Origin of the sequence: Flagellimonas alvinocaridis (assembly GCF_004916895.1) — a bacterium.
Lineage (GTDB): Bacteria > Bacteroidota > Bacteroidia > Flavobacteriales > Flavobacteriaceae > Flagellimonas > Flagellimonas alvinocaridis.
Window position 1 is genome coordinate 1,127,538 of record NZ_SNTZ01000001.1, and the last position, 15,906, is coordinate 1,143,443.

Here is a 15,906-nt window from a genome sequence, read left to right on the forward strand (position 1 = left end):
TTTAGTTGATTTTTAATTAAACAATTGCCAAAATATCACTCTCGCGCATGATCAAATAATCCGTTCCGTCCAATTTAAGTTCGGTTCCGGCATATTTTCCATAGAGTACGGTATCTCCAACCTTTACGGTCACTTTTTCATCCTTGGTACCAGGACCAACAGCAACTACATTGCCTTTTTGAGGTTTTTCCTTTGCGTTGTCCGGGATGATGATACCGGAGGCAGTTTTGGTCTCAGCCTGAAGAGGCTCGATGAGGACCCGATCTGCCAATGGTTTGATGCTTACTTTAGCCATATTTTTACTTTTTAGGTATTTGTTTTTAAAATTCTCGAAATATTGGGGCAGAAATTATGCCATTGCCCAAAAACTGACATTATGGAAAACAAAAATGCCAGCTTGTCATTCAAGCTGGCATTTTTGTATCTGTTGTCATTGTTCTTAGTTGATCGTGTCAGCGGGATTTGTGGTATCCGCCGCAGGAACCTGCTCTGGAACTTCTTCTGGAAGTGCTTCAGGAACTGTAGTTTCAGTTCCGTCACCCTGTAGAAGTTTTGAGTCTGCTTGGCTATAGCTTCCCTTTAGGGAAACATTGGAAAGCAAAATCAAAACAACCAATAAAGTGGCAAGGGTCCAAGTACTTTTGTCCAAGAAATCCCCTGTCTTTTTTACACCACCAACAACTTGGGTACCACCTCCTCCAAAAGAAGAGGAAAGACCGCCACCTTTTGGATTTTGGACCATGATGACCAATACCAACAAAAGGCACACGACGATAATCAATATCAAAAAAATTGTAAACGTGCTCATTACTATCTTATTCTTTTTCTTTTTGCAGCTTCTTCACCGCCCGAATTTGGTCTGCAAAGAAACCACTTTTTTCTGGATATTTCAAACTCAATATTTTAAAGGCTTGAATGGCCTTTTTGTACTTTTTTTGTTCCAAATACACCTTGGCCAAAGTCTCTGTCATCAGTTCATTTTTATCGAACTTGGTAGATTCTTTGATATTTACCTTGGGATTGGTGTTTTCTTGGGGTACTATTTTTGGATTGTTCTCGATGAACTTGTCCAATAGCTCAAATTTTTTCTTTTTTTCCAACTCTTCCATGATCTCCTGCTCATCTTGGGATGCTTCCTGCTCATGCTTGGAGGTCAATTTGAGCCATTCGGTAAAGGAATGCTTTTCTTTTTTGGTAAAGGGGATGGGTTTGCCCAATTGCAGTTCGACCTCTGGAGTGGGATCTTCCTTCTTGATTTCTTCCGAAACAGGTTCTTCGGGGGTTTTGGATTTGAATAGGGCCGGATTCAATATTTGTTCGGCATCCTGAAGGTTTTGGGGCAAGGCTACTTCTTCGGCATCCACCAGCATGGCTTTCACAGTCTCACTGGGTTCAATTTCCTCCGAAACGGCATTTTGATCTTCCAGTTTGCTGCCTCTTCCGGCAATGGTGTCGGCAATATTGTTCTGTACAAATTCCTGGGATGTAATGTAATCAAATAGTACTTCACGGTCCGCCGTATGGGCCGCGGCCACTTTTAGTGCTCCGTTATATTTATAGCTGTCCAGATTTTTAAGCCCCTTCAAGTGCAGTGCCCGTGCGGCTTGAAAATAGGGATACTCCTCAATAATGTCCTCCAATTCCCTCGTCTGTTTTGGGGACAGGATGGTGTTGGACTTTTGAAGAATATGTATAAAATCCGATACGTTCATAATCATTACCAATTTCCTAAGGATGCATTAAAAATATCCTGGGTAAGGCGTTCAAAAATTTCTTCGTGTGCGGCTGCTTGGATTGCTGTCAATGAAGCAGCGGCATCAAAATCATAGAAAAATGAAAATCGACGTTCAAAATCAGCATCATCCTTTGTGGTGTTGTAAAACCGTACATTTACGCTCATGGTCAATCGGTTTTGGGCCGTTCTCTGGTCGGAGGTTGCCGTCATGGGGATGACCTTGTACTCCACAATTTCACCTTCGTACAAAAGATCGCCGTTGCTGCCGGTGAGAGATAGGCTGGTGAGGTTGTTGATCATATCCTGAAGTGCCAAGGTAAAATCGCGATCCAATCCGGGCACAATGGTGGAACCGGGGCTTTGGTCGGCATAATTCTGGAAAAAGTTGACCTGAAAACTAGTGGCCGTCCCAATATCTGCTCCCGAAAAATTATAGGCTCCACAACTATAAAGACTGAGAATAAACCCTAAAAGTCCAATTTTAAAACCATTTTTCTTCATGTATATCAATTCAAATTTTAAACTTGGAGTATTATAGATCGTATTGTTTTATCTTTCGGTATAGAGTCCGTTCAGAAATGCCCAATTCGGCAGCCGCGGCTTTGCGTTTTCCACGATTGCGTTCCAATGATTTCCTAATAAGTTCTATTTCCTTTTCCTGTAAAGATAGGGTTTCTTCTTCTTCGATCTCCTCGGCAAAATGGTACCGGTCTTCTGGGGATTGGGTCACTACCATGGGTTTTTCCACAGTGGGCTCAGGAAGATGTAATACTTCGGCCATAGTATCGTCTTCCTGCTCAAATTCCTCTTCCTTACCTCCATAAATTTTGCGGATCAGGGTTTCATTTTCCTCCTGGACCTTTTCAGAAGTATCGTTTTTCAAAAGTTCCAAGGTCAGTTTTTTCAAATCATTGAGGTCACTTTTCATATCAAACAAAACCTTGTACAGAATTTCCCTTTCGTTGCTGAAGTCACCTTCTTTTTTAGTCTGACCCACCACGGCGGGTAAATTGGAGCCACTGGAACTGGGCAGGTAGCTGTTTAAGGTTGCCGCAGAAATGTTCCTGTTCTCTTCCAATACCGAAATCTGTTCTGCAATGTTCCGCAATTGTCTGATGTTGCCCGGCCAACGGTATTTCAACAATAATTGAACCGCATCATCCTCTAAACGGATGGTGGGCATTTTGTACTTCTGCCCAAAATCCGAGGCAAACTTTCTAAACAGCAAATGAATGTCGTCCCTGCGTTCCCGAAGGGGGGGAATTGCGATTTCAACGGTGCTTAATCGATAGTAGAGGTCTTCCCTGAACTTTTCTTTTTTAATGGCCTCGAACATGTTGATGTTGGTAGCGGCCACAATTCTAACATCCGTTTTTTGAACCTGGGAAGATCCCACTTTTAAAAACTCACCATTTTCCAAGACACGGAGCAACCGTACCTGTGTGGTAAGTGGAAGTTCACCCACCTCGTCCAAGAAGATGGTTCCACCATCGGCCACTTCAAAATATCCGCTTCGGGTTTGGGTAGCCCCGGTAAAGGCTCCTTTCTCGTGGCCAAATAGCTCACTGTCTATGGTTCCTTCCGGGATGGCCCCACAGTTTACGGCAATATATTTGGCATGTTTTCGGTGTGATAGGGAATGGATGATCTTGGGGATGGCCTCTTTTCCCACACCACTTTCCCCGGTCACCAAAACCGATATGTCCGTGGGAGCTACTTGAATAGCCTTTTCTATGGCACGGTTTAGCTTGACGTCATTGCCAATGAGCTCAAACCGTTGTTTAATGGATTGAACGCTCTCCATATATTAGTTGTTCTTTGAGTATTCCAAGGCCTCTCCAAGGAGTGTGGCCGAGGTGCAATCATTGATTTGTACATTCACAAAATCGCCCACTTGGTAGTTTTCCTTTGGAAAGACCACAACGGTGTTTTGTGAATTCCGACCCATCCAGTGGGCATCGGATTTTTTGGACGGACCCTCAATAAGGACTTCCTCAATTTTGCCTACATGTTGCTGGGTACGGTAATGGCTATGCTTTTGTTGCAGTTCGATGATTTCCGTGAGGCGTCTTTTCTTAATGGCTTCAGGAATGTCATCTTCCATCTTTCTTTCGGCCAAGGTTCCGGGCCGTTCGGAATAGGCAAACATGAAACCAAAATCATACTTTACATACTCCATGAGGCTCAAGGTATCTTGATGGTCCTCTTCGGTCTCTGTAGGGAAACCGGTGATCATATCCTGACTAATGGCACAATCGGGGATGATGTTTTTAATATTGTCAATAAGCTCAAAATATTCCTCACGGGTATGCAAACGATTCATCGCTTGTAAAATACGATTGCTGCCACTTTGTACCGGAAGGTGGATGTACTTGCAGATGTTTTCATATTTGGCCATGGCCTCGATGACGTCCAAGGTCATATCCTGCGGATTTGATGTGGAAAAGCGGATTCGCATTTTGGGCTGGGCCAAGGCCACAAGCTCCAAAAGCTTCGCAAAATTCACCGAAGTGGCCTTTTGCATCTCGGAAGCCTTATCGAAATCTTTTTTGAGTCCGCCACCATACCAAAGGTAGCTGTCCACATTTTGGCCCAAAAGGGTGATTTCCCTAAAGCCTCTTTCCCAAAGGTCGTTCACTTCCTCCAAAATGGATTGGGGGTCACGACTACGTTCCCGTCCGCGGGTAAAGGGGACCACACAGAAGGTGCACATGTTGTCACAGCCACGGGTAATGGATACAAAGGCGCTCACACCATTGGAGTTCAACCGGACCGGCGCCACATCGCCATAGGTTTCGTCTTTGGATAGGATAACGTTTACGGCGTTACGGCCTTCGTCAATTTCTTGGATAAGGTTTGGAAGATCTTTGTAGGCATCAGGTCCCACTACCATATCCACTATTTTTTCCTCTTCAAGGAATTTGCTTTTCAAACGTTCGGCCATACAGCCCAAGACCCCTACTTTCATTCCAGGGTTGGTCCTTTTTACAGCATTGAACTTTTCCAAGCGTTTGCGAACAGTTTGTTCCGCCTTTTCACGGATGGAGCAGGTATTCACGAGTACCAAATCAGCTTCTTCGAGCTCCTGGGTTGTGTTGAAACCTTCCTTGGCCAAAATGGAAGCTACAATCTCACTGTCCGAAAAGTTCATCTGGCATCCGTAACTTTCTATATAAAGTTTACGGGTATTCTTTGCATTTTTTTCGATGGCCAATGTACTTCCCTGTTGGCTTTCATCTATTATTTTCTCTACGGTTTCGTCCTTTGTCATTGTGATGCAATAGTCTGCAAAGATAGTGCTTATTCCAGTTTAGTGACAATTTGGCAGTTAAATTTTAACCAAAATTCAAGCAACGACATCCGCTATTTTTTATCTAGGAATTGTAATCTACCAAAAAACTGCATCACCCATGAAAAAGAAAATTCTGTTTCTAGTTTCCTTGACCCTATTATTTTTTGTTGCCTGCGACGATGATGAATCCAATGGCGAATATGCCGAGTACTTGGTGGCCCGCCCCATTGTGATGAGCCAAGCTGAATTTGCGGCCAGTGTTGATATCATTGCACCACGGCCCATAGATGAATCCGGAAAAATATATACGTACAAGGATTACATTTTTGTCAACGACAAACATCAAGGCATTCATGTCATCAACAATGCCAATCCACAACAACCCGTAAAAATCGGATTTATAAAGATTCCGGGTAATGTAGATATCTCTATAAAGGATGATTTCCTATATGCGGATAGTCTTATGGATTTGGTGGTTCTCGATATTTCCGATATCAATAATATTAAGCAGGTGAACCGATTGGAAAATGTTCTGTACAGCAATGTTTTTTGGCCCATGGAAGCTGATATTTTTGAATATGAGGATTATGATTACCAAACGGAGATCCTGATCGGATGGGAAACCATAACGGAGCGAAGATTGATTTCCGAGGTGGAAGAGGGTATAGGAAGAGGTTTTTTCTTTGATAACGTGGCAGTTGCCGAAGCTGCCAATGATGGAGGGTCAGGTCAAGGTGGTTCTTTGGCCCGTTTTAAGATTGTGGCCGACTACCTTTATGCCGTGGACAACCATAACATCAATATTTTTAATATTTCAGATTTGGATAACCCCAAAGAATTGGAAGATGTATACGCTGGGTTCGATATCGAGACCATTTTCAATAGGGACAACCATTTGTTCTTGGGGAGTATGCGCGGCATGTACATTTATGATATCACCAATCCGGCAAAACCAGAGTTTGTTTCCGAGTTTGAGCATGGAACGGCATGTGACCCCGTAGTAGTTGATGGAAACTACGCTTATGTTACCCTGCGTGGGGGTAATTGGTGCGGAGCTACGGAGAGTGGTCTTTTTATTGTGGATATTTCCAATATTGAAAGTCCTGAACTGGCAATCTCGTACCCTATGGATGGTCCGTACGGGTTGGGAATCAAGGGGGAAAAGCTTTTTGTCTGCGATGGTGATTCAGGTCTTAAAGTTTATGATAAGACCGATATTAATGATTTGAAACAGTTAAATCATTTTGAAGATATTGTTACGTTTGATGTAATTCCGTTAGAAAACCAATTGATCATGGTGGGAGATGAAGTGCTCTATCAATATGAATATTTAGATGACGGAATAAAGCTTATCAGCCAGATAGGGCTGAAATAAAAAAGTACCGTTTTAAAGTCAAATATCCCGTTTTCAGCGGGATATTTTTTTGCCTATGGGTTTACAAAAAATTCAAAATCGAAATTTTGACATACTTTTGTTACCACAAAACCCAGTGCATGCCAAAGAATTTAGTTATTGTAGAGTCCCCCGCAAAGGCTAAGACCATAGAACGTTTTTTAGGAAAAGAGTTTCAAGTTGAATCCAGTTTTGGGCATATTGCAGATTTGCCGTCCAAAGAACTTGGTGTAGATGTAGAAAATGATTTCAAGCCAAAATATACCGTAGATAAGGAAAAGAGGGCCTTGGTAAAGAAACTGAAGGACCTCGCCCAAAAAGCAGAAACCATATGGCTGGCCAGTGATGAGGACCGCGAGGGAGAAGCCATTTCATGGCACTTGGCAGAGGAGTTGAAATTGGACAAGAACAAAACAAAGCGTATTGTTTTTAATTCGATAACCAAGTCTGCCATCCAAAAAGCCATTGAAAATCCACGGGACATTAATTACAATTTGGTAAATGCGCAACAGGCCCGAAGGGTTTTGGACCGATTGGTGGGCTATGAGCTTTCCCCGGTACTTTGGAAAAAAATAAAGCCGGGACTTTCCGCTGGGCGGGTGCAATCCGTTGCCGTACGGTTGATCGTGGAACGGGAACGGGAGATAGACGGTTTTACCCCGGAAGCTTCTTTCAGGATAAAGGCCGATTTCAAGACTGGCGATGGCAATATGTTTTCTGCCAGACTCAATAAGACGTTTTCCTCCAAAGCAGAAGCCGAAAACTTTCTTCAAAAAAATATTGGGGCAGATTTTTCAGTGGCCAATCTGGATAAAAAACCGGCCAAGAAATCCCCAGCTCCCCCATTTACCACATCTACCTTGCAGCAGGAAGCTTCACGTAAATTATATTTTTCGGTGAGCCGTACCATGCAAGTGGCCCAACGTTTATACGAAGCAGGACTCATTACTTACATGAGAACGGATAGTGTAAACTTGTCCAATGAGGCTTTGGGTGCCGCTAAGGAGGCTATCGTTCAAAACTACGGTAAAGAATATAGTCAAGTGCGAAACTATACAGGCAAATCCAAAGGTGCCCAAGAAGCGCACGAAGCGGTACGCCCTACAGACATGAAACTACAATCCCCTTCTTTGGAGCGGGATCAGGCCAAGCTCTACGAGCTTATATGGAAAAGAACCTTGGCTTCGCAGATGAGCGATGCGCAATTGGAGCGTACCAATGTGAAAATAAAAGCCAGTTCCCATACGGAAGAGTTTACGGCCAACGGAGAAGTGGTCAAATTTGATGGTTTTCTTAAGGTATACTTGGAAGGCACGGATGATGAAGATATTGCAGAGGAGCAGGAAGGGATGCTTCCAGCCATGCAGATTGGGGAGGCCTTGCAAAATGTATTCATAACGGCCACGGAACGGTTTACCCGGGCACCGTACCGCTACTCCGAAGCTTCCTTGGTGAAGAAATTGGAAGAATTGGGAATTGGAAGGCCATCTACCTATGCGCCAACCATTTCTACCATTCAGAACAGGGGATATATTGAAAAAGGAACGGTGGAAGGAACAGAAAGAAAGTATGTTCAGTTGGTTTTGGAAGATGGGAAAATATCAGAAAAAGGACTTTCTGAGATGGTAGGCTCCGATAAGGGAAAATTGGTGCCCACGGATATTGGAATGATCGTAAACGATTTCTTGGTGAGCCATTTCACCAAAATCCTTGATTACAACTTTACTGCCCAGGTAGAAGAGGATTTTGATGAGATTGCTGCAGGTGAAGAAGACTGGCAAGAAATGATGAAGTCCTTCTACAAAGATTTTCATCCCAATGTTGTGGAAGTTGAGGAAAATGCCGATCGTGCCAGCGGAGAACGCATTTTGGGAACCGACCCCAAAACAGGACGTCAGGTAGCCGCCAGATTGGGCCGTTTTGGACCAATGGTTCAAATTGGAACGGTGGACGAAGAGGAAAAACCGCTCTTTGCCAGTTTGTTGCCGGACCAATCCATCAACACCATTACCTTTGAAGAGGCCATGGAACTTTTTCAATTGCCTCGCAAATTGGGTGAGTATAAAGGAGAGGAAATAGAGGCCAATGTAGGCCGATATGGTCCGTATGTGCGCTTTGGAAAAAAATTCATTTCCCTGGCCCAAGGAGAAAGTGCCTTTGATGTAGATTTGGATCGCGCCATTGAATTGATCAAGGAAAAAGAAAAAGCCGATGCACCCATTGCCTCGTATGAAGGAATGGAAGTGACCAAGGGTAAGGGTAGGTTTGGACCGTTTATAAAATGGAACGGAATCTTCATCAATGTGAACAAAAAATACGATTTTGACAACCTTTCCCAATCCGATATAGAGGAGCTCATTGAGGATAAAAAGAAGAAAGAAGCCGAAAAGCTGGTACAAGAGTGGCCTGAAGAAAAAATACGTATTGAGAAGGCCAGATGGGGAAGGCACAATATTATCAAGGGAAAAATAAAAGTGGAACTTGCCAAGGATGTGGATGCCACAAAAATCTCTTTGGAAGAAGCCCAGGCCCTTTTGGAAAAAAAATCACCTAAGAAAAAAGCCAAAGCAAAAGCTAAGAAATAGTATGGCATTCGATTTTTTGGTCCCCGTCAAGGACAAGGTATTGGCCTATTCAGAATTATTGCCGCCACAGGCACTGGGTAAGAACATCCACATGCATACCGAAAAAGATGGGCTGCCAGTATTTGCCCATGCCGATGTCGCCATTTTTGGCGTGAAGGAATCCAGAAATGCCTTTGAGAAAAAAACGGAGGAATTGGATTTGGAGGAAATCCGAATACAGTTGTACCGTCTTATGATGGGGAATTGGAACTCTACCATTATAGATATTGGCGATGTGGAGGAAGGCGAGACGGTGGAAGACACTTATTTTGTGGTCAAGGAAATTGTGGCTGGACTCCTAGAGGAAAATATTATACCTATAATCTTGGGCTATACCCAAGATATTACCCTGCCAACCTATAGGGCCTTTGATAAGATCAGGGACATGGTGAACTTGGTTGCCATAGATAGCCGTTTTGACTTTGGGGAGGACGATGAACTTATTTCTTCGCATTCGTACATGAGCAGGATCATTACGGATAAACCCAATAATCTTTTCAATTTCTCCAATATTGGGTACCAGAGTTATTTCAACGCCCAAGAGGAAATAGATTTAATGGAAAGGCTATTTTTTGATGCCTATAGGTTAGGAGACATTACATCGAACATAGAATTGGCGGAACCCATTTTAAGGAGCAGCGATATAGTTAGTTTAGATTTGCGCGCCATCAGGGCCAGCGAAATGGGCATGCATAAAAACTTTTCGCCCAATGGTTTCACAGGTAGGGAAATCTGTGCCATAGCCCGGTATGCCGGAATAAGCGATCGAGTATCTCTGCTGGGCATCTACGAAGGGGAGAATACCCATCAAGCCTTTCAAATGATTGCCCAACTCATCTGGTATTTTATAGAAGGACTAAGTTTCAGGATACAGGAAACCCCAACATCCAAAAGCGAAGATTTCACCAAATTTACGGTACCCACTGATACAGAGGAGCTGGTCTTTTACAAAAGCCATGTTACCGAACGCTGGTGGGTTGAAGTACCATCAATTTTACCACAACATACTAAAACAAATTCGGTGGCGTTATTACCTTGCACCGAAGGGGACTATTTGGATGCTTGCAACCAGAACATCCCCGAAAGGTGGTTCAAGGCCTACAGAAAGGGCTTTAACTAAACAAATTAAATTTTAAGCATTGACTGTTCTTACACAATAAATTATTCAAAAATTAGTTTTGAGAGTAATGAATTTGTGTAGCACCGTTTATAATCTTGAATCGAAAATTTAACCTAAAGTATGAGAAAGCTATTCATTTCATCTATAGTACTTGTTTTTTTGCTTAGCAGTTGCGGCTCTAAATCAAGGTCAAAAGGTGAACTAGTTGGGGCCCCAGGGAAAAAATGGCATCCAGAGAAACCCTATGGAATGGAATTGATTCCACGAGGTGCCTTTGTTATGGGTAAGGCCGAAGAAGATCAGGCCAAAGTATTGAATGCCCCCACAAGAACGGTTACCGTACGTTCTTTTTATATGGATGATACGGAAATCACCAATAGTGAGTACCGTCAGTTTGTGGAGTGGGTAAAGGATTCCATTGTACGGACCAGATTGGCCATATTGGCCGACGAATTGGGCATTAGCCCGGAAGACGAAGGTATAGGGGAGTATGCTTTTAAGGATACGGATACCACTGACCTTTCCGTGTATGACAAATACATGTTGGACAATTATGCAGGTCTGGGGGAAACCGGTTACGAAGGACGCGCATTGAACAAAGATGCGGATTTGGTATGGGATACTTCAGAGTATCCAGATGAGTATTATGCCGAAGTAATGGATTCCATCTATCTTCCTGAAGAGGAAAGCTATAATGGTCTCCGGTCCATAGATGTTACCAAACTGAAGTATAAATACAGTTGGATGGACATTGAAGCTGCTGCCCGTGCAAAGACCGGAAGCAGAAAAGATTTTATCAAGCATGAAGAATTGGAAATCTATCCAGATACCACAGTGTGGATCAGGGATTTTGAATATTCCTACAACGAGCCCATGCACAACGATTATTTTTGGCACGATGCCTACAGTGATTATCCTGTTGTTGGGGTAAACTGGATGCAAGCCAAGGCCTTCTGTAATTGGAGGACCAAGTTTAAGAACGATGATCAGAAAAGTAGAGGGAAGCAGTTCGTGAACCAGTTCCGATTGCCTACCGAAGCTGAATGGGAATATGCTGCCCGTGGCGGTATTGAAGGAGGCACATACCCATGGGGTGGTCCATATGTGATCAGTGACACGGGATGTTTTATGGCCAACTTTAAGCCACAGCGTGGAGATTATGCAGCCGATGCCGCTTTGTACACCGTAGAGGCCAAATCATTTGAACCAAATGACTATAACCTGTACAATATGGCTGGTAACGTATCGGAATGGACCAGCTCCAGCTTTGATCAAGGAGCCTATGAATACCTGTCTACCATGAACCCCAACGTAGGTTCAGGACAGAACCAAAGAAAAGTGATCCGTGGTGGATCTTGGAAAGATGTTGCGTACTTCCTACAAGTAAGTACAAGGGATTATGAATATCAGGATTCCGCAAGAAGCTACATTGGTTTCAGGACCGTACAGGATTATATGGGAGAGGAAGATTCTACCAACGGAAGCAGAAGCGGACTTTAACAACGAGAGAACATTATATAAATAAACCAGTAACCAAATACTTATTTATATAACTTAATTAAAACTAGAATTATGGCACAGTCAAAATCAACAAAAAAGCTGTTTAACATGGCCTACGGGCTTGGAGCATCGGTGGTAATCATTGGTGCATTGTTCAAGATCCTTCACTGGGAGTTTGGACCCCTTACAGGTGGACTTCTTCTTGCGGTAGGTCTTATTACTGAAGCATTGATCTTCGCTATCAGTGCATTTGAACCTGTGGACGATGAATACGATTGGTCCTTGGTGTACCCAGAGTTGGCCGGTGGTCAGCAGAGCGCATCCAAAAAGCAAGATGCTAAAGATGCCCAAGAAGCAGAAGGACTTCTTTCCAGAAAATTGGATGACCTTCTTAAGGAAGCCAAAATCGATTCTGAGCTTTTCTCCAATTTGGGTGAGAGCATCAAGAGTTTTGAAGGTGCTGCCAAGAATATCACTCCAACCACAGATGCAATTCAACACACTAAAAAGTATTCTGAGGAATTGTCCCACGCCGCTGCCCAAATGGAGTCTTTGAACAGCTTGTACAAAGTACAGTTGGAAAGCGCTAGCAGACAAGCCTCCATCAATGAGGAAGTAGTTCAGAATGCAGGAGCCCTGAAAGACCAAATGGAGTCTTTGGCCACCAACCTTTCCTCCTTGAATGGAGTATATGGAGGTATGCTTTCCGCCATGGGTAGCAAAAACTAATTAGGATATCGATTAAATGATATCAAACCCCAAATCAAATTAATTTATAATTCTAATTAGATAAACATGGCATCAGGAAAACAAACACCACGTCAGAAGATGATCAACCTTATGTACTTGATCTTCATCGCGATGTTGGCACTTAATATGAGCAAGGAGGTTCTTGCAGCATTCGGACTTATGAACGAAAAGCTGGAGACTTCCAATACCAGAATGGACTCCAGTAACTCCGATTTCTTGGCAAGCTTGGGAACCAAAGCTGAAGAGAATGAGGCAGAGTACGGATCGCTGTACCAAAATGCTCAGCAAATCAAAGAACTTTCCGATAAGTATTATACCTATCTGGAAGGATTGAAAAAAGAGATGACCCAGGATCTTGAAGATCCAAAAGATTATGTGGTCATGGACAAATCCGACTATTTGGACCAAAAGTTTTTCCAAGGAGATAACTTGGGCCCAGAAGGGAAGGAATTCATGAAACAAATCAATGAGTACCGTGAAGGTGTAATCAACACATTGCCAGAAGGAAAGTTTACTGCTGTTAAAGAAGCTGTAAAGACCCGTTTTGCAACTGGTGACGCCGACGGTAAGGTAGAGAAAAGAGACGGTACACGTCAAGATTGGATCAACTATCACTACGAAGGGTTCCCATTAGTGGCCTCTTTGACCAAGTTGACCCAATTGCAGGCCGATATCAAAACTACTGAGCAAGAGGTGTTGAAAAACCTTTTGGAAGGTAACTTGACCGCTGCCGTATCCTTGACCAATTTTGCCAGTTCTTTGGACGCTCCTAAAACGGCTTACTACTCCGGTGAAAAATACGATGGTAAGATCATTGTAAGTAAAACCGATAAGACATCCACTCCTGTTAAAGCAGAGTTGACCTTGGATGGTAGAACTTTGGCCGAAGGTAAAGACTACGCTTTGGAAGCTGGAGGTATTAAGATGTTGATCAGTGCCGGTACCCCAGGTGACCACACCATTAAAGGAACCATGTACTTTATGCAGGATGGAAAAGAGGTACCTGTTGAGGTGAACAATACCTTTGCTACAATCTCTATGCCTAATGCAGCAGTTATCTCTGCAGATAAGATGAACGTAGTATACCGAGGTGTTGCCAACCCAATGACTATCTCCATCCCTGGTATTCCTGACAACAAGGTAACTGCATCAGCTGCTGGTTTGAGCAGACGAAGTGGAAGCCAGTATGTGATGAACCCAGGTACGGGTAGAACAGTTACCATTACCGCTTCAGGAACATTGCCTGATGGTAAAGGAATCTCTACCAAGTCTGAGTTCCGTATCAAGGATATTCCAAGACCAGGTGGTACCGTTCGTGGAGAGTCTGGTAGCATTAAAATGCCAAGAAGAAACCTTGAGATTTCTACCATTGGCGCCATGTTGGAAGACTTCGATTTTGATTTGAACCTTGCTGTTGGGCAGTTCAAGTTCAAAGTACCTGGTCAGCCTACCGTGGTTGTAAATGGAAACAAATTGGATAACCGTGCCAAGTCTGCCTTGCAAAGGGCTCAGCGTGGCGATGCTGTTCAGATTTTCGATATCCAAGCGTATATCACCAACAACAAGAGCTACAAGTTGAAAAAGGTATCTCCGGTTGTGGTTGAGCTTACAAACTAATAAAGTATAGAAGTAATCATGAATTGGAAAAATGTATTTATAATCGGATTGTTGGGTGTATTGCCCGTATCAATGATGGGACAGGCGAACATTTTGAACGCCAAACTTCCCACCGATATCGGCAAGAAGACCGAAGCTCAAATTGAGCAGGACAATGACGCTCCCCTCGAATACGGTTATGTGGATGATAGGGATATCCTATGGTCCAAGACCGTCTGGGAGACCATTGACCTGGATGAGCGTGTCAACTTTCCGTTGTACTATCCCACCGATACTATAGGTATTGGGGCGGACCGAAGGTCTTTGTACCATGTGTTGATGAAAAACATCAGAAATGGGAAACTGACCGAGGTGTACACAGATTCGTACTTTACCGAAAAACGGAAGCTGTCGGATCTTTCCGCTACCTTGACTAAAATCGATACCACTGACCTGGGATACGAGCAATTTAATGCCGGTGAGCAGATTTCCCCTGAGTTTATCAACAAAAGGGATTTGACCGCTGCTGATATTGAAGAGTATCGCATAAAGGGAATCTGGTACTTTGACAAGCGTCAAGGGGAACTGAAGTACCGTCTATTGGGGATTGCCCCCGTTGCACCGGACGTAAACTTTATAGATGATGAATCTATAGACCCAGGAGAAAACAAAGTAGAGTTGTTCTGGGTTTGGTATCCTGCTGCACGACAAGTGTTGCACGAAGCCAAAGTGTACAACCAACGTAACTCCGCAAGACCCATCTCTTATGACATGCTGTTGAATGCAAGACGTTTCAACGGAGTGATCTATAAAGAGGACAACGTTCACGGAGACCGTAAGATAGACGATTACATTTTTGACAATGCCCTGTTCCAATTGCTGGAAGCACAACGAATCAAAGAAACGATTCGGGATCGGGAACAGGATATGTGGGCGTATTAATGAAACCCAGCTGTGAAAACTGCTTAGGCAGTATTCAAAGGAGATGGTTGAATTATTCCGAACTTGTTTCGGAATCCACCACAAAAAATTTTCCAATTCAATAAGACAGAACGCCGCACAAATGTGCGGCGTTTTTTATGTATTCAAGATAAGATTCTCATTCCGAGCTGTCAGTCTGAGCGCCCGTCTGACGGACAGGCAGGCAGTCGAAGACAAAGCGAGAAATAAGAATAAGTTTGACAGCCATCTTTTACCTTATGCAAATCAGGGAAGTTTAGGGGAGAGGGAAAGGTTCATTGCCATCACCCTGCTCGTTCGTCAATCCATATCCCATATCCGTCAATTCTAGCTGGATTTTTTTAGTAGGAAAACGCTAACTTCACGTATCAGTCGATATAATTCATTTAAAAACGAATCATATCTTTAGACGTTGTAAGTAATTTAAGAAAAAACGTAATCCATGAAACTTTTCAGTTGGAAAAAGAAAACCGAACCACCAAAAACTGATATGAATATCAATGTGTTTTTTAAAGCGTTCATATTGGATACTCTGAAAGAATTGCCGACTGAAAAAAGTGATTTGATTGGAACTATGAATCTTGACTATGTTTTTTCAACTGACTTTAATGACTGGAAAAAAACAATAAAAAAAGTGCTGAATTTATCAGACACTATTGAAATTGCTATTAAGGACTTATGGTTACGGAATTCTGAAATCGCAAAAAAACGAATCGCAGAATCAAATCTTGCGGAATGAAAAAACTACTTACAACAATGTATAACCGCAATTACGGCGGATTCGACTATGTCCGAATCCACTCGGAATTGCTAACGCCAGTGCTAAACCGTAAATTAACCCATTTAAGCCTGTAACTGACGGTTATACGAACTGATACGTGCCACCCTTTTTCTTAGCACATTTTAGCTTTTTAAAAAGGAACGCGGCAACCTATC

At 43.1% G+C, this 15,906-nt stretch carries 14 protein-coding genes; 8 read left to right on the forward strand and 6 right to left on the reverse strand.

Features of this window, described 5'->3' with window-relative positions; all coding sequences use genetic code 11:
* Nucleotides 1-16: 16 nt before the first annotated feature.
* From EZV76_RS05080 to miaB, 6 genes are all read right to left on the reverse strand, one after another.
* Nucleotides 17-295, reverse strand: a complete 279-nt coding sequence (locus tag EZV76_RS05080) for a co-chaperone GroES (RefSeq protein ID WP_116216218.1) — start codon at nucleotides 293-295, stop codon at nucleotides 17-19.
* Between the two features lie 144 nt (nucleotides 296-439).
* Nucleotides 440-808, reverse strand: coding sequence for a preprotein translocase subunit SecG (secG, locus tag EZV76_RS05085; RefSeq protein ID WP_136565479.1), 369 nt, complete (start codon nucleotides 806-808; stop codon nucleotides 440-442).
* Nucleotides 809-815: 7 nt separating this feature from the next.
* On the reverse strand, nucleotides 816-1,712 hold the full coding sequence (locus tag EZV76_RS05090) for a DUF8458 domain-containing protein (RefSeq protein ID WP_136565480.1): 897 nt from the start codon (nucleotides 1,710-1,712) through the stop codon (nucleotides 816-818).
* A gap of 5 nt (nucleotides 1,713-1,717) precedes the next feature.
* Nucleotides 1,718-2,236, reverse strand: coding sequence for an LptE family protein (locus EZV76_RS05095; RefSeq protein WP_136565481.1), 519 nt, complete (start codon nucleotides 2,234-2,236; stop codon nucleotides 1,718-1,720).
* A gap of 31 nt (nucleotides 2,237-2,267) precedes the next feature.
* Nucleotides 2,268-3,539 carry a sigma-54 interaction domain-containing protein gene (locus EZV76_RS05100; protein ID WP_136565482.1) on the reverse strand — a complete coding sequence of 424 codons (1,272 nt, stop codon included), beginning with the start codon at nucleotides 3,537-3,539 and terminating at the stop codon, nucleotides 2,268-2,270.
* 3 nt (nucleotides 3,540-3,542) lie between these two features.
* On the reverse strand, nucleotides 3,543-5,006 hold the full coding sequence (gene miaB / locus EZV76_RS05105) for a tRNA (N6-isopentenyl adenosine(37)-C2)-methylthiotransferase MiaB (RefSeq protein ID WP_136565483.1): 1,464 nt from the start codon (nucleotides 5,004-5,006) through the stop codon (nucleotides 3,543-3,545).
* Between the two features lie 139 nt (nucleotides 5,007-5,145).
* Between miaB and EZV76_RS05110 the strand changes: the two genes are divergently transcribed.
* From EZV76_RS05110 to EZV76_RS05145, 8 genes are all read left to right on the forward strand, one after another.
* A complete protein-coding gene (locus EZV76_RS05110; protein ID WP_136565484.1) occupies nucleotides 5,146-6,402 on the forward strand; it encodes an LVIVD repeat-containing protein in 1,257 nt (418 codons plus the stop codon).
* Nucleotides 6,403-6,521: 119 nt separating this feature from the next.
* The gene (gene topA / locus EZV76_RS05115; protein ID WP_136565485.1) at nucleotides 6,522-9,005 is read left to right on the forward strand and encodes a type I DNA topoisomerase; all 2,484 of its coding nucleotides are present in this window, start codon (nucleotides 6,522-6,524) and stop codon (nucleotides 9,003-9,005) included.
* Between the two features lies 1 nt (nucleotide 9,006).
* Nucleotides 9,007-10,164 carry a formimidoylglutamase gene (locus EZV76_RS05120; RefSeq protein ID WP_136565486.1) on the forward strand — a complete coding sequence of 386 codons (1,158 nt, stop codon included), beginning with the start codon at nucleotides 9,007-9,009 and terminating at the stop codon, nucleotides 10,162-10,164.
* 120 nt (nucleotides 10,165-10,284) lie between these two features.
* A complete protein-coding gene (porK, locus tag EZV76_RS05125) occupies nucleotides 10,285-11,664 on the forward strand; it encodes a T9SS ring complex lipoprotein PorK/GldK (protein WP_136565487.1) in 1,380 nt (459 codons plus the stop codon).
* A 72-nt stretch (nucleotides 11,665-11,736) separates the two neighbouring features.
* Nucleotides 11,737-12,393, forward strand: a complete 657-nt coding sequence (gene porL / locus EZV76_RS05130; RefSeq protein ID WP_136565488.1) for a type IX secretion system motor protein PorL/GldL — start codon at nucleotides 11,737-11,739, stop codon at nucleotides 12,391-12,393.
* Nucleotides 12,394-12,459: 66 nt separating this feature from the next.
* Nucleotides 12,460-14,031: a type IX secretion system motor protein PorM/GldM gene (gene porM / locus EZV76_RS05135; protein WP_136565489.1), complete on the forward strand. Its 1,572-nt coding sequence runs from the start codon at nucleotides 12,460-12,462 to the stop codon at nucleotides 14,029-14,031.
* A gap of 18 nt (nucleotides 14,032-14,049) precedes the next feature.
* Nucleotides 14,050-14,952, forward strand: coding sequence for a type IX secretion system ring subunit PorN/GldN (gene porN, locus EZV76_RS05140; RefSeq protein ID WP_136565490.1), 903 nt, complete (start codon nucleotides 14,050-14,052; stop codon nucleotides 14,950-14,952).
* A gap of 460 nt (nucleotides 14,953-15,412) precedes the next feature.
* Complete coding sequence (locus tag EZV76_RS05145; protein ID WP_136565491.1) at nucleotides 15,413-15,709, forward strand: hypothetical protein; 297 nt, start codon at nucleotides 15,413-15,415, stop codon at nucleotides 15,707-15,709.
* Nucleotides 15,710-15,906 lie beyond the last annotated feature (197 nt).

Excerpts from the sequence above, each read along its gene's own strand:
- EZV76_RS05145 (WP_136565491.1), top strand. The coding sequence starts at position 15,413 with ATGAAACTTTTCAGTTGGAAAAAGAAAACCGAACCACCAAAAACTGAT.
- EZV76_RS05095 (WP_136565481.1), bottom strand. The coding sequence starts at position 2,236 with ATGAAGAAAAATGGTTTTAAAATTGGACTTTTAGGGTTTATTCTCAGT.
- porK (WP_136565487.1), top strand. The coding sequence starts at position 10,285 with ATGAGAAAGCTATTCATTTCATCTATAGTACTTGTTTTTTTGCTTAGC.
- porM (WP_136565489.1), top strand. The coding sequence starts at position 12,460 with ATGGCATCAGGAAAACAAACACCACGTCAGAAGATGATCAACCTTATG.
- porL (WP_136565488.1), top strand. The coding sequence starts at position 11,737 with ATGGCACAGTCAAAATCAACAAAAAAGCTGTTTAACATGGCCTACGGG.
- secG (WP_136565479.1), bottom strand. The coding sequence starts at position 808 with ATGAGCACGTTTACAATTTTTTTGATATTGATTATCGTCGTGTGCCTT.
- miaB (WP_136565483.1), bottom strand. The coding sequence starts at position 5,006 with ATGACAAAGGACGAAACCGTAGAGAAAATAATAGATGAAAGCCAACAG.
- EZV76_RS05080 (WP_116216218.1), bottom strand. The coding sequence starts at position 295 with ATGGCTAAAGTAAGCATCAAACCATTGGCAGATCGGGTCCTCATCGAG.
- EZV76_RS05110 (WP_136565484.1), top strand. The coding sequence starts at position 5,146 with ATGAAAAAGAAAATTCTGTTTCTAGTTTCCTTGACCCTATTATTTTTT.
- EZV76_RS05120 (WP_136565486.1), top strand. The coding sequence starts at position 9,007 with ATGGCATTCGATTTTTTGGTCCCCGTCAAGGACAAGGTATTGGCCTAT.
- EZV76_RS05100 (WP_136565482.1), bottom strand. The coding sequence starts at position 3,539 with ATGGAGAGCGTTCAATCCATTAAACAACGGTTTGAGCTCATTGGCAAT.
- porN (WP_136565490.1), top strand. The coding sequence starts at position 14,050 with ATGAATTGGAAAAATGTATTTATAATCGGATTGTTGGGTGTATTGCCC.
- EZV76_RS05090 (WP_136565480.1), bottom strand. The coding sequence starts at position 1,712 with ATGAACGTATCGGATTTTATACATATTCTTCAAAAGTCCAACACCATC.
- topA (WP_136565485.1), top strand. The coding sequence starts at position 6,522 with ATGCCAAAGAATTTAGTTATTGTAGAGTCCCCCGCAAAGGCTAAGACC.